This is a genomic window from Bradyrhizobium sp. 192, from assembly GCF_023100965.1.
Taxonomy (GTDB): Bacteria; Pseudomonadota; Alphaproteobacteria; order Rhizobiales; family Xanthobacteraceae; genus Bradyrhizobium; species Bradyrhizobium symbiodeficiens.
The window spans coordinates 6,098,388-6,110,236 of record NZ_CP064690.1 but is presented as its reverse complement, the minus strand read 5'-3'; the positions used below and the strand labels follow the sequence as shown (position 1 = coordinate 6,110,236).

Here is an 11,849-nt window from a genome sequence, read left to right as displayed (position 1 = left end):
CGATTGCGGCAACTTTTCGTCAACAAGCCGGCGGATTTGCGTTCGAGACCCCAAACATTTCGTTAACCATTTCCATGCTTGGGTGAGGCGAACTTACCGCCGAACCGGCGGAACCGTCGCGCGATGCCGGGGCCTGCGCCAATGACGCCTGAACTGCAACGGATGGACTGGATGCCCTCGCCCCCGCTTGCACCCATCGACAGCCCGCTCGACCTCGACCATCTCTCCCGGATGACGCTCGGCGACGCCGAGCTGGAACAGGAAGTGCTGGCCATGTTTGCCGAGCAGGCGGTCCGCCTGGTCGCGGCGATGGCGGCGCTGCCGGCCGAGGCGGGCGCACTGGCCCACAAGCTCAAGGGCTCGGCCCGCGGGATCGGCGCTTTCGCGGTGGCGGATGCCGCCGCAAGCCTGGAGATCGCGATCCAGACCGGCCATGACCAGCGCCACGCCTTCGCCGCGTTGAAAGAGGCGGTGACCGAGGCCCGCGCTGCCATCGAGGCGATCCTGAAGGCTTGAGGCCACGCGGCCGAGCCGGACTGTAGTCTCTTGTTTTGACGCGTTTTCTTCCCGCAAAGCGGGGTTCACTTCGCCTTAAAACCCTATGGCGCCGGCATGATCGACCCGTTATAGGACAGCCCGGACCCTCCTTCATTCCCAGCACCGCGGCAGCACGAGCACACATGGCCAAGATTCACTTTGTCGACCACAAGGGCGAAACCCGCACGGTAGAAGTCGAGAACGGCGCAACCGTGATGGAAGCCGCGATCCGCAACAGCATTCCCGGCATCGAGGCCGAATGTGGCGGCGCCTGCGCCTGCGCGACCTGCCACGTCTATGTCGACGAAGCCTGGCGCGAGAAGGTCGGCAGCCCGACGCCGATGGAAGAGGACATGCTCGACTTCGGCTTCGACGTACGCCCGAACTCGCGCCTGTCCTGCCAGATCAAGGTCTCCGACGAGCTTGACGGTCTCGTCGTGGCGACGCCGGAACGCCAAGCCTGATCCTTGCAAGCCTGATCCTCGCAGGCCTGCCTCTTCTGGACTGAATTAGATGTTCGGTGTCGCGACCTCGATGCCGCGCTTGTGCCAGGGTCTGAGCTTCTCGACGATCTCCGCGCTGAGCGGCGCTGGCCGCCGCGTCGCCTCGTCGAGCATGACGCCGACCGACATCGCCGAGGCGATGCACTTTCCTTGCGAGAATACGACCTGCTCGAAGGTCACCGACGTCCGTCCGAGCTTCACCACGCCGAGGCCGAGCTCGATCGTGTTCGGCCAGTGCAGCTCGGCGCGGAAATGGATGTCGAGCCGCACCATGATCCAGGCGAGCCCTGCCGGCGTCAGCCCGTACTCGGGCAGCTTCATCAGCGTGACGCGGCCGGTCTCGAAATAGGTGGCGTAGACCGCGTTGTTGACGTGCTGGTTGGGATCGAGATCGCCGAAGCGGACGTTGTCGCTGAGGCGGAAGGGATAGTCCTCCAGGCGCGGCGTCGTATCGAGGCGGCTTGGTGCGTTCACCGATTGATCTCCGTCATATCTTGCTCGTTACAGCCCAGTTATCCTGCTCCGGCAAGTGGGTGCGGCAGCGGGGCGCTCCCGCTTTTATGCCTTCCCTGATCCATCCCCGTTGGCTAGACAGGCAGGGTCACTTCTGCCCGCCGGGCGCCGTCCAACAGATAACGACAGCCAAAGAGACGACATGAGCGACGCGATCAAAACAGATGTGCTGATTATTGGCGCCGGCCCCTGCGGTCTGTTCGCCGCTTTCGAGCTCGGCCTTCTCGACATGAAGACGCATTTCGTCGACATCCTCGACAAGGTCGGCGGCCAGTGTGCCGAGCTCTATCCGGAAAAACCGATCTACGACATTCCCGGCATTCCGCAGGTTTCGGGGCAGGGCCTCACCGACGCGCTGATGGAGCAGATCAAGCCGTTCCATCCGACCTTCCATCTCGGCGAGATGGTCGAGACTGTCGAGAGGATCGGCGATCCCCTGTTTCGCTGCACGACTGATGCGGGCAAGGTGTTCGAATGCAAGGTGCTGGTGATCGCGGCCGGCGGCGGCTCGTTCCAGCCCAAGCGTCCGCCGGTGCCGGGCATCGAGGCCTATGAAGGCACCTCGGTCCATTACGCCGTGCGCAAGATGGAGACGTTCCGCGACAAGAACGTGCTGGTCGTCGGCGGCGGCGATTCCGCGCTCGACTGGACGCTCAACCTGCATCCGATTGCGAAGCGCATCACGCTGTTGCACCGGCGCGACGAGTTTCGCGCCGCGCCCCACAGCGTCGAGCAGATGCGCGCGCTGGTTGCCGGCGGCAAGATGGATCTCCGGCTCGGCCAGGTCACCGCGCTCTCCGGCGCCGAAGGCAAGCTCACCGGTGCCACCATCAAGGGCAACGACAACAGCGTGACGGACATAGCCTGCGATACCATGCTGCCGTTCTTCGGGCTGACCATGAAGCTAGGCCCGGTCGCCAACTGGGGCATTGCGCTGGAGAACAATCTGGTGCCGGTCGAGACGTCCGCGTTCGAGACCAATGTTCCCGGCATCTTCGCGATCGGCGACATCAACACCTATCCCGGCAAGATCAAGCTGATCCTGTGCGGCTTCCACGAGGGCGCGCTGATGTCGCAAAAAGCCCATCGCTACGTCTATCCGGAGAAGCGGCTCGTGTTCCAGTACACGACCTCGTCCTCCAGCCTGCAAAAGAAGCTCGGTGTCAACTGACGGCGGCCGGCCGAGAGGGCAACGCCCCATGTTTCTGGTGCTGGAACCGTTCGCGAAATCGCCGTAGTCTGCGGCCATTCCGGTCGTGGAATAACAAGGTGATCTAATGCGGAATTTTTCCAGCTCTCGACTGCTTCCCTTTCTCGCGCTGGCATTGTCGCTCGCGATGGTGACGCCGTCTGCAGCGCAAACCGCCGAGCCCACGGCGGCGGGCCTCTGGCAGAAGGTCGAAGACGGCAAGACGGTCGGATGGTTTCTCTTCGTCGACCACAACGGCATCTTCGAAGGCGTGATCGCAAAGACCTTCCCGCGGCCCGGCGACGATCCGAACGAGATCTGCGCCAAGTGCACCGACGATCGCAAGAACGCGCCGGTGCTCGGCATCTCCTTCGTCCGCAACATGAAGCGCGAGGGATTGAAGTACGAAGGCGGCAACGTTCTCAATCCGCGCGACGGCCAGATCTGGAAGGCCAACATGAAGGTCAGTCCTGACGGCCAGACCCTGACCCTGCGCGGCTATCTCGGCATTGCGCTGCTCGGCAAGGACGAGACCTGGACGCGCCTGCCTGACACCAATATCGCCCAGGTCGATCCCGCCATCGTCGCGAAATATTTGCCCGCGCAGGCTGCGGCCACCAAGCCGCCGGCACCCGCGGCCAAGAAGGGCGGCGGCATGATGATGGCGCCGGCGCCGAAGCAGTAAGAGTGTCCGTCGAACGCTTGGCCGCCTGATCGGCGATAGCTCCACACATCGTCGTCATTCCGTGCCGGCGGGGAGGGCTGAAATTCAGCGACGGCCATCTCCGCCGAAAGGCGAATGCGCCAGGGCTCCATTCCAGTAGTCGCCCGGAATGCGTACTGGCGCCGGATTTGCATAACTTTCCGCAAAGCTGCTGGGGGAGTGAGTCGCTACCCTTTGCGCCTTTCGCCGAGCTGCGAAAGGCGGGCGGCCTCTTTTGTCCCACGCGGCGATCATGTCGACCCGCGGAGACAATATGCCACTTCCGAGATCGCGACTTACTGGATTGCGCGCAGCGCCCTTCCTGACTGCGTTGAGCCTGGCAGCGCTCCTGCCGACGTCAGCGCCGGCACGAGACGACGGGCGCTTCGCCAACTCGCCCTTGAAGCCCTGGTTCGAGAGCCTGCACAGCGAATTCGGCCAATGCTGCAGTGATGCCGACGGTTACGTCATCGCCGACGTCGATTGGGAGTCCGATCATGGCCGCTTTCGCGTCCACATCGACGACGAATGGGTTGTCGTTCCCGACGGTGCCGTCGTCACCGAGCCGAACAAGATCGGCCGCACCATGGTGTGGAAGCACTATATGGACGGCCACCCGCGGGTGCGCTGCTTCATGCCGGGCAGCATGACCTGAAAGCGCGGACGGCGCCCGCGTCAGAGGCAGGCGCCGCAAGCGATGCGGAGGCTTAGCGGGCTTCGCTCTCCGAACCCGCGCTGGCAAGCCGCTTCACGCGCGGCGACAGCACCGAAATCTGCGCGGCCGAGGCTGGCATGCCGGCGACGATCATCGCGGGCGCGGTCGACTGCTCCTCGACGCCGGCGCCGCCGAGCACCTGCACCTGCGTCGCCGAGATCGGCAACGACTGCACTTCGTAAGACGGAAGCTCACTCGCGAAGGCAACGGTCGGGCTCGCAATCACGGCGCTGGCGACGGCAATCATCGTGAGAACACGCATTGGAAAATCTCCGTTGAAGATGTCAATCGGAGGTTTGGTCGTGGCGATGCCGGAACAGGTTCGCGGGTGTGCGAACATTCGTGTGTCCGTCGACGAACCTATTGATTGCGTGATGCGACAGGGCGAAACGGCGACGAAATTTTCCGCCTCAATGTTTCCGGACGGTTTCGCGAAGGCCGCTGCGCGTTAGGTCACGGGCGCCGGATTGAACAGCGTCAGATCGTTGTGGATGCCCCAGCGGTCCGACCATGGCTTGGTGCGGCCGGAGGCGACATCGAGGATGAGGCGGAACAGATCCCAGCCGGTCTCCTCGATGGTCTTTTCGCCGGTGGCGATGCCGCCCGCGTCGAAGTCGATCAGGTCCTTCCAGCGGCGGGCGAGCTCGGTGCGGGTCGCGACCTTGATCACGGGCGCCGCCGCGAGGCCGTAGGGCGTGCCGCGGCCGGTGGTGAACACCTGCAGCGTCATGCCGGAGGCGAGCTGGAGCGTGCCGCAAATGAAGTCCGAGGCTGGCGTTGCCGCGAACAGCATACCCTTCTGCGTCGCCTTCTCGCCGGGCGAGAGCACGCCGGTGATGGCGGAGGAGCCGGACTTGACGATCGAGCCCAGCGACTTCTCGACGATGTTGGCCAGGCCGCCCTTCTTGTTGCCGGGCGTGGTGTTGGCGCTGCGGTCGGCACCGCCGCGCGCGAGGTAGGAATCATACCAGGCCATCTCGCGCACCAGCGCGCGGCCGACATCCTGATTGATCGCGCGTCGCGTGAGCAGCTGGATGGCGTCGCGCACCTCGGTCACTTCCGAGAACATCACGGTGGCGCCGGCGCGCACCAGGAGGTCGGCGGCAAAGCCGACGGCGGGATTGGCGGTGACGCCGGAGAAGGCGTCGCTGCCGCCGCATTGCAGGCCGATGACGAGATCGGAAGCCGGGCAGGTCTCGCGGGTGCGCTTGTTGAGGATTTTCAGGCGGGCTTCCGCCTGCGTCATGATCGCATCGACGATGGCGCCAAAGCCGTCGAAGGTTTCGTCCTGCATGCGCACGATGGCGTCGCTGACGCCTTCCGGCACCAGGCGCTCGGGTGCGAGCTTTTCGCATCCGAGGCTGATGACCAGAATCTCGCCGCCGAAATTCGGATTGAGCGCGATGTTCTGCAACGTGCGGATCGGAACGACCGCGTCGGGGGCATTGATGGCGACGCCGCAACCGTAGGCATGGGTGAGCGGCACGACGTCGTCGACGTTGGGATACTTGGGCAACAGCTCGGCGCGGATGCGCTTCACTGCATATTCCATCGTGCCTTTGACGCATTGCACCGAGGAGGAGATGCCCAGAATGTTTTTCGTGCCGACCGATCCGTCGGTGTTGCGAAAGCCCTCGAAGGTAAACCCGTCGAGCGGCGGCAGCGGCGCGGGGACCGCGGTCGAGATCTCGAGCTTGTCGAGGTCAGGGGCCTCCGGCATGCGGATGCGGGCCTCGTCGACCCATTCGCCGGCCAGGATCGGGGAGAGCGCGTAGCCGATGATCTCGCCATAGCGGATGATCGGCTGATCCTGCGCGATGTCGACCAGGGCCGTCTTGTGCCCCTGCGGCACGAAGGCGCGCAGCGTCAGTCCGCTGGCAAAGCGCGAGCCGGCGGGAAGCCCGAAATCATTGACCACGATCGCGACATTGTCGCGCTCGTTGAGCTTGATGTAGCGGGGCTGCTCTTTCGCTGCGACGTCCTGGTCCATCTGCGCTTGCCTCCGAAGCCTTAGGGTGGGCAAAGGCGCGACGCGCCGTGCCCACCATTCTTCACGTCAAACGTGGGTGGTGGGCACGCTTCGCTTTGCCCACCCTACGAGACATTCTCCGTGGTCAACCCGGAAACGTATAAGCCGTCTTCACCGTGGTGTAGAACTCGCGTGCGTACGAGCCCTGCTCGCGGGCGCCGTAGCTCGAGCCCTTCCGGCCGCCGAACGGCACGTGATAGTCGACGCCGGCGGTCGGCAGATTGACCATCACCATGCCGGACTCGCTGTTGCGCTTGTAGTGCGAGGCGTATTTCAGGCTGGTGGTGCAGATGCCCGAAGCGAGGCCGAACTCGGTGTCGTTGGAGATCGCCAGCGCTTCCTCGTAGTTCTTGGCGCGGATGACCGCGGCGACGGGCCCGAAGATCTCCTCACGCGCGATGCGCATGTTGTTGTTGGCTTCGGTGAACAGCGCCGGCTGCAGGTAATGGCCGGGCGTCTCGCGCTTGAGCAGCTCGCCGCCGAAGGCGAGCTTGGCGCCCTCGTCCTGGCCGATCTTGATGTAGCGCAGGTCCTGATCGAGCTGGCTCTGGTCCACGACCGGCCCGATATGCACGCCGGCCTTGAGCGCGTCGTCGACCGACAGGCCGTTCAGGCGCTCGGCCATCGCCGCGACGAAGCGGTCGTGGATGCCTTCGGTGACGATCAGGCGGGACGAAGCCGTGCAACGCTGGCCAGTCGAGAAATAGGAGCCGTTGACGGCGACCTCGACGGCGGTCTTGAGGTCGGCGTCGTCGAGTACGACCAGCGGATTCTTGCCGCCCATCTCCAGTTGGAACTTCTTCATCGGGTTCGACAGCACGCAGGCCTGCGCGATCTTGCGGCCGGTTTGCACCGAGCCGGTGAAGGAGATCGCGGCCACGTCCGGATGGTCGAGCAGCGTCTGGCCGACCACCGAGCCGGAGCCGACCACGAGGTTGAAGACGCCGGCAGGGATGCCGGACTTGGCGATGATCTCGGAGAGCGCATGCGCGCAGCCCGGCACCAGCTCGGCCGGCTTGAACACGACGGTGTTGCCGTAGCAGAGCGCGGGCGCGATCTTCCAGGCCGGGATCGCGATAGGGAAATTCCAGGGCGTGATCATGCCGACGACGCCCATCGGCTCACGCGTGAGCTCGACGTCAATCCCGGGACGCACGGACGCGCCTTTTTCGCCGATCAGACGCAGCGCCTCGCCGGCGAAGAACGCAAAGATCTGGCCGGCGCGTGCGACCTCGCCGACTCCCTCGGGGAGTGTCTTGCCTTCCTCGCGCGCGAGCAGGCGGCCGAGCTCTTCCTTGCGGGCGAGGATCTCGAGGGAAATCTTGTTCAGCGCGTCATAGCGCGCCTGCGGCGTCGACTGCGCCCAGGTGGGGAAGGCGGCTTTGGCGGCTGCGATCGCTTTTTCGGTCTGCGCTTTGTCGGCCTTGGCGTATTCGCCGACGACGTCGTTGGTGTTGGAGGGGTTGATGTTCCTGGTGACGCCGGAGCCGTCGACCCATTCGCCGCCGATGAAGTTCTTCAGGATCGCAGTCATGTATTCCTCCAGAGTTTCTTAGCGAACGAGGCAGGGACGCTTGTCGTCGAAGGTCCAGCCGGGGATCAGGTCCTGCATGGCAATAGCGTCATCGCGGGCACCGAGTCCATGCTGCTTGTAGAGGTCATGCGCCGCATCGATGGCGGCCCTGTCGATCTCGATACCCAGGCCCGGGCTGTCAGGGACGGCAATCTTGCCGCCATTGATCTGGAGCGGCTCTTTGGTGAGGGCCTGGCCGTCCTGCCAGATCCAGTGGGTGTCGATCGCGGTGACCTTGCCGGGTGCGGCGGCGCCGACATGGGTGAACATGGCCAGCGAAATGTCGAAATGGTTGTTGGAGTGCGAGCCCCAGGTCAGGCCGTTGTCACGGCAGGTCTGGGCCACCCGCACCGAGCCCTGCATGGTCCAGAAATGGGGATCGGCCAGCGGAATGTCCACCGCGCCGAGCCGCAGCGCATGGGAAAGCTGGCGCCGGTCGGTGGCGATCATGTTGGTTGCCGTGGGCAGCCCCGTGGCGCGGCGGAACTCGGCCATGATCTCACGGCCGGAGAAGCCGCCTTCGGCGCCGCAGGGGTCCTCGGCATAGGCGAGGATGCCGTGCATGTCCTTGCAGAGGCTGATCGCCTCGTCGAGCGACCAGGCGCCGTTGGGGTCAAGCGTCACGCGGGCGTCCGGAAAACGCTTTGCGATCGCGGTGACGGCCTCGATCTCCTGCTCGCCGCGAAGCACGCCGCCTTTCAGCTTGAAGTCGGCGAAGCCGTAATGGTCGTGGGTGGCTTCGGCGAGCCGCACCACGGTCTCCGGCGTCATCGCCTCCTGATGGCGAAGGTTGAACCATTCGGGTTTGCCGGTCTCGCCGCTGACGTAGTTCAGCTTGCTCTTGCGCCGGTCGCCGACGAAGAAGAGATAGCCGAGCGTCTCGACGCTGTTGCGCTGCTGGCCCTCGCCGAGCAGCGCGGCAACGGGCAGGTCGAGATGCTGGCCGAGCAAATCGAGCAGAGCGGATTCGATCGCCGTGACCGCGTGGATCATGACGCGAAGATCAAACGTCTGCTTGCCGCGGCCGCCGGCATCGCGGTCGGCGAAGGCGGTGCGGACGTCGGCGAGGATGTTGTTCATCGCGCCGACGGTCTTGCCGATGACGAGATCGCGGGCGTCCTGCAGCGTCTGCCAGATTTTCTGTCCGCCCGGCACCTCGCCGACGCCGGTGTGACCGGCATTGTCGGTGAGAATGACGATGTTGCGGGTGAAGAACGGCGCGTGCGCGCCGCTGAGGTTGAGGAGCATGCTGTCGCGGCCCGCGACCGGGATCACCTGCATCGCCGTGACGACAGGTGCGCCGGAACTCTCGGTCAGGGCCATCGCTTGCTCCTCGCTGTTGTCGTTCTTATTCTGCCGCTTGTTGTGTCGATCGGATGGCGGGCAGATTGTTCACCAGCGCGGTCACCTCGGCGATCTCCTGCTCGGTGAGGTCGGTGAGGGGCGGGCGGACCGGGCCGGAATCGCGGCCGATCACCTTCATGCCGGCCTTGATGATCGAGACGGCATAGCCCTTCTTGCGATTGCGGATCGCGATCAGCGGCAGGATGAAGTCCTTCAGCCCGGCCTGGATCGTGGCATGGTCGCGCTTGCGCACCGCGGCGTAGAAATTGGTGGCGAATTCCGGCACGAAGTTGAACACCGCCGAGGAATAGGTCGTCACGCCCATGTCGAGATAGGGCAGGGCGAAGGTCTCCGCGGTCGGCAGGCCGCCGATATAGGTCAGGCGATCGCCGAGCTTGGTGTAGACGCGGGTCATCAGCTCGATGTCGCCGATGCCATCCTTGTAGCCGACGAGGTTCGGGCAGCGCTCGGCGAGCCGCGCGAGCGTGTCGGGCTGCAGGACGGCGTTGTCGCGGTTGTAGACGATGATTCCGATCTTCACGGCGGCGCAGACCGCCTCGACATGGGCGGCAAGGCCGTCCTGCTCGGCATGGGTGAGATAGGGCGGCAGCAGCAGCAGGCCGTCGGCGCCGGCCTTCTCGGCACCAACAGCGATCTCGCGGGCGATCGCGGTGCCGTAGCCGGTACCGGCGAGCACGGGTACGCGGCCCTTGGTCTCGTCGACCGCGATCCTGACGACTTCAGGGACCTCGGTCGGCGTCAGCGAGAAGAACTCGCCGGTGCCGCCGGCGGCGAACAGGCCGGCGACATCATAGCCGCACAGCCAGTCCATGTTTGCGCGATAGGTCGCCTCGTCGAAGGAGTAGTCAGCCTTGAAGGGCGTGACGGGGAAGGAGAGGAGGCCGGATCCGATCTTCTGGGCCATTTCCTGCGGGGTCATCTTGCTCACGGGCGCTGCTCCGTCATTGCGTGTCGTGGAGGACGCCACCGACATCTGCGCGTCCATGCGCCGTGGTTTAGGAGACCGTTCGATGCGGGTCCAAGCCAAACCCTATATCGACCGATGCGGAATCAGCATCAATCTTCCGTTGGCTCCGCCGAGGCCAGCTCACCGGCGATTTTGACGAGCGCCGACAGCAGCGGATTCTCGTCGTCGCGGCGCCAGACCATGAACAGCTCGACGGGGACGCGCGTGCGCAGTTTCAGCGGGCGCAGGCGCACGTCGGAAATCTTCAGGCTCGCCGCCGCCGCCGGCACGATGGCAAGGCCGAGGCCGGCGCGCACCATGGCGAGGATCGAGTGGATCTGGCTGAGATGCTGGACATAGCGCGGCAGCACGTCGGCGCGGGTGAACAGCGCCACCAGGAGATCGTGGAAGTAGCGGCTCTCATAGGGCGAATACATCACGAAGGGCTGGTCGTCGAAATCCTTGATGGTGATGCTGTCGGCATTCGCAAGTGGATGCTTCTTCGGAATCGCGGCGAGCAGGGGCTCGGCGACGACGCGGCGGCTGGTGAGTTCGGGCCGCGCGATCGGCGGCCTGAGCAGGCCGGCGTCGATCTGGCCCGAGGTCAGCGCCTCGAACTGGTCGCCCGACACCATCTCCTTCAGGGAAAAATCCACCTCCGGCAGCCTGGCGCGGCAGGCCGCGACGAGCTCGGGCAGGAAGCCATAAGCCGCGGCCGCGGTGAAGCCGATCTTCAGCGACCCGGTCTTGCCGAGCGCGATGCGGCGGGCGACCTGCGAGGCGCTTTCGGCAAGCTTGAGGATGCGCCGCGCCTCAGGCAGGAAGCTGCGCCCGGCAGGGGTCAGGCGCACCGAGCGGCTGGTGCGCTCCAGCAGCGGCGCATCGATGATGTGCTCGAGCACCTGGATCTGCCGGGACAGTGGCGGCTGGGTCATGTTCAGCCGCGTCGCGGCGCGGCCGAAATGCAATTCCTCCGCCACTGTGACGAAGCAGCGGAGTTGGTTGAGGTCGAACATCGATACATGCCTTAGATGGATAAGGCGTTTCCCCGGCACTTCTAGCATCGATCACCCCTAAAACAAAGACGGCGGCTTTTTGGGCCGCCGTTGAGTTGCCTGTCCTGCTCCGATCACTCGGAACGCTCAGGAGGAACGTTTGAGCACCACCCGCTCGATCTTGCCGACCACCACGAGATAAGCGAATGCGGCCACCAGCGCGTTGGCGCCGGGTGCTGATCGAGGAGAGGTTGCCGAACTCGAATGTCTTCTCCCGACGACTCCTAGAGTCGCGCGCGGCAAGGTGTCCAAGTTCAAAAGAGTATCGATTGATGCCGTTTTTGGATCGATCGGGCAGAGCGCTAGGTGCGTTGTGGTGCGGCGGTGCCACCGCTGTCTGGGCCGCATTTCGTCGCGTCGCGGCGGTCGCTGGATGGTGACGGCGGCCAGCTTTGCCGCGCTTGGGAACATCTCTGCGCCCGGCGGATTACCTCAAGTCGAAACAGCTACGGTGATGAAATGCCCGCTCGTCTTCAAATCTCGGCCATGGTGTTCATGATGGCGCAGGCTGTGCTGTTCGGTGCAGGCATGCTGGGGATCCTGCTCAGTCCCCTTCGTGATGAGGCCTCGTTTTACATCCCGGTCATGATCGTCCTGAGCGCAATTGCCTCAGTTGCGATTGCTTGGGAAATCGCGCCGCGGCTGCAGATGCGTTACTGGCACGGCCGGGGCGTCGACCACGATTTCATTTCTGGCTGAACTCCCCAGCCGTCGCGCCGAA

Annotated in this window: 13 protein-coding genes; 6 read left to right on the top strand and 7 right to left on the bottom strand. The window is 64.6% G+C overall.

Translation table 11 applies throughout. The features are described 5' to 3' along the window. The first annotated feature begins 141 nt into the window (after window positions 1–141). Complete coding sequence (locus IVB24_RS28670; RefSeq protein WP_247769807.1) at window positions 142–516, top strand: Hpt domain-containing protein; 375 nt, start codon at window positions 142–144, stop codon at window positions 514–516. A gap of 164 nt (window positions 517–680) precedes the next feature. Further along, on the top strand, window positions 681–1,001 hold the full coding sequence (locus IVB24_RS28665; RefSeq protein ID WP_027560383.1) for a 2Fe-2S iron-sulfur cluster-binding protein: 321 nt from the start codon (window positions 681–683) through the stop codon (window positions 999–1,001). 45 nt (window positions 1,002–1,046) lie between these two features. Here the strand turns inward: IVB24_RS28665 and IVB24_RS28660 are convergent, their stop codons facing one another. Then, window positions 1,047–1,514, bottom strand: coding sequence for a thioesterase family protein (locus IVB24_RS28660; protein WP_166468752.1), 468 nt, complete (start codon window positions 1,512–1,514; stop codon window positions 1,047–1,049). Between the two features lie 181 nt (window positions 1,515–1,695). Here IVB24_RS28660 and IVB24_RS28655 point away from each other — a divergent pair, with 181 nt between their 5' ends. The 3 genes from IVB24_RS28655 (at window position 1,696) to IVB24_RS28645 (ending at window position 4,100) form a co-directional block, all read left to right on the top strand. After that, window positions 1,696–2,724, top strand: coding sequence for an NAD(P)/FAD-dependent oxidoreductase (locus IVB24_RS28655; protein ID WP_247769802.1), 1,029 nt, complete (start codon window positions 1,696–1,698; stop codon window positions 2,722–2,724). Window positions 2,725–2,830: 106 nt separating this feature from the next. Beyond that, on the top strand, window positions 2,831–3,427 hold the full coding sequence (locus IVB24_RS28650; protein ID WP_094972379.1) for a DUF2147 domain-containing protein: 597 nt from the start codon (window positions 2,831–2,833) through the stop codon (window positions 3,425–3,427). Between the two features lie 322 nt (window positions 3,428–3,749). Beyond that, entirely contained in the window at window positions 3,750–4,100 is a 351-nt protein-coding gene (locus IVB24_RS28645) for a hypothetical protein (protein WP_247769801.1), read from the top strand. Between the two features lie 52 nt (window positions 4,101–4,152). On the opposite strand, the gene IVB24_RS28640 is transcribed toward IVB24_RS28645, so the two are convergent. The 6 genes from IVB24_RS28640 to IVB24_RS28615 all read right to left on the bottom strand — a co-directional run bounded on the left by IVB24_RS28640 (window position 4,153) and on the right by IVB24_RS28615 (window position 11,089). After that, window positions 4,153–4,422, bottom strand: coding sequence for a hypothetical protein (locus IVB24_RS28640; protein ID WP_247769800.1), 270 nt, complete (start codon window positions 4,420–4,422; stop codon window positions 4,153–4,155). A gap of 186 nt (window positions 4,423–4,608) precedes the next feature. Then, a complete protein-coding gene (garD, locus tag IVB24_RS28635; protein ID WP_247769799.1) occupies window positions 4,609–6,150 on the bottom strand; it encodes a galactarate dehydratase in 1,542 nt (513 codons plus the stop codon). Between the two features lie 124 nt (window positions 6,151–6,274). Beyond that, window positions 6,275–7,723 carry an aldehyde dehydrogenase family protein gene (locus IVB24_RS28630; RefSeq protein WP_247769798.1) on the bottom strand — a complete coding sequence of 483 codons (1,449 nt, stop codon included), beginning with the start codon at window positions 7,721–7,723 and terminating at the stop codon, window positions 6,275–6,277. A gap of 18 nt (window positions 7,724–7,741) precedes the next feature. Then, complete coding sequence (gene gudD / locus IVB24_RS28625; RefSeq protein WP_247769797.1) at window positions 7,742–9,085, bottom strand: glucarate dehydratase; 1,344 nt, start codon at window positions 9,083–9,085, stop codon at window positions 7,742–7,744. 25 nt (window positions 9,086–9,110) lie between these two features. Next, on the bottom strand, window positions 9,111–10,055 hold the full coding sequence (gene kdgD, locus IVB24_RS28620; RefSeq protein WP_247769796.1) for a 5-dehydro-4-deoxyglucarate dehydratase: 945 nt from the start codon (window positions 10,053–10,055) through the stop codon (window positions 9,111–9,113). A gap of 128 nt (window positions 10,056–10,183) precedes the next feature. Further along, entirely contained in the window at window positions 10,184–11,089 is a 906-nt protein-coding gene (locus IVB24_RS28615) for a LysR substrate-binding domain-containing protein (protein ID WP_094972373.1), read from the bottom strand. A 363-nt stretch (window positions 11,090–11,452) separates the two neighbouring features. Here IVB24_RS28615 and IVB24_RS28610 point away from each other — a divergent pair, with 363 nt between their 5' ends. Further along, window positions 11,453–11,827, top strand: coding sequence for a hypothetical protein (locus tag IVB24_RS28610; RefSeq protein WP_247769795.1), 375 nt, complete (start codon window positions 11,453–11,455; stop codon window positions 11,825–11,827). The last annotated feature ends 22 nt before the right edge of the window (window positions 11,828–11,849 follow it).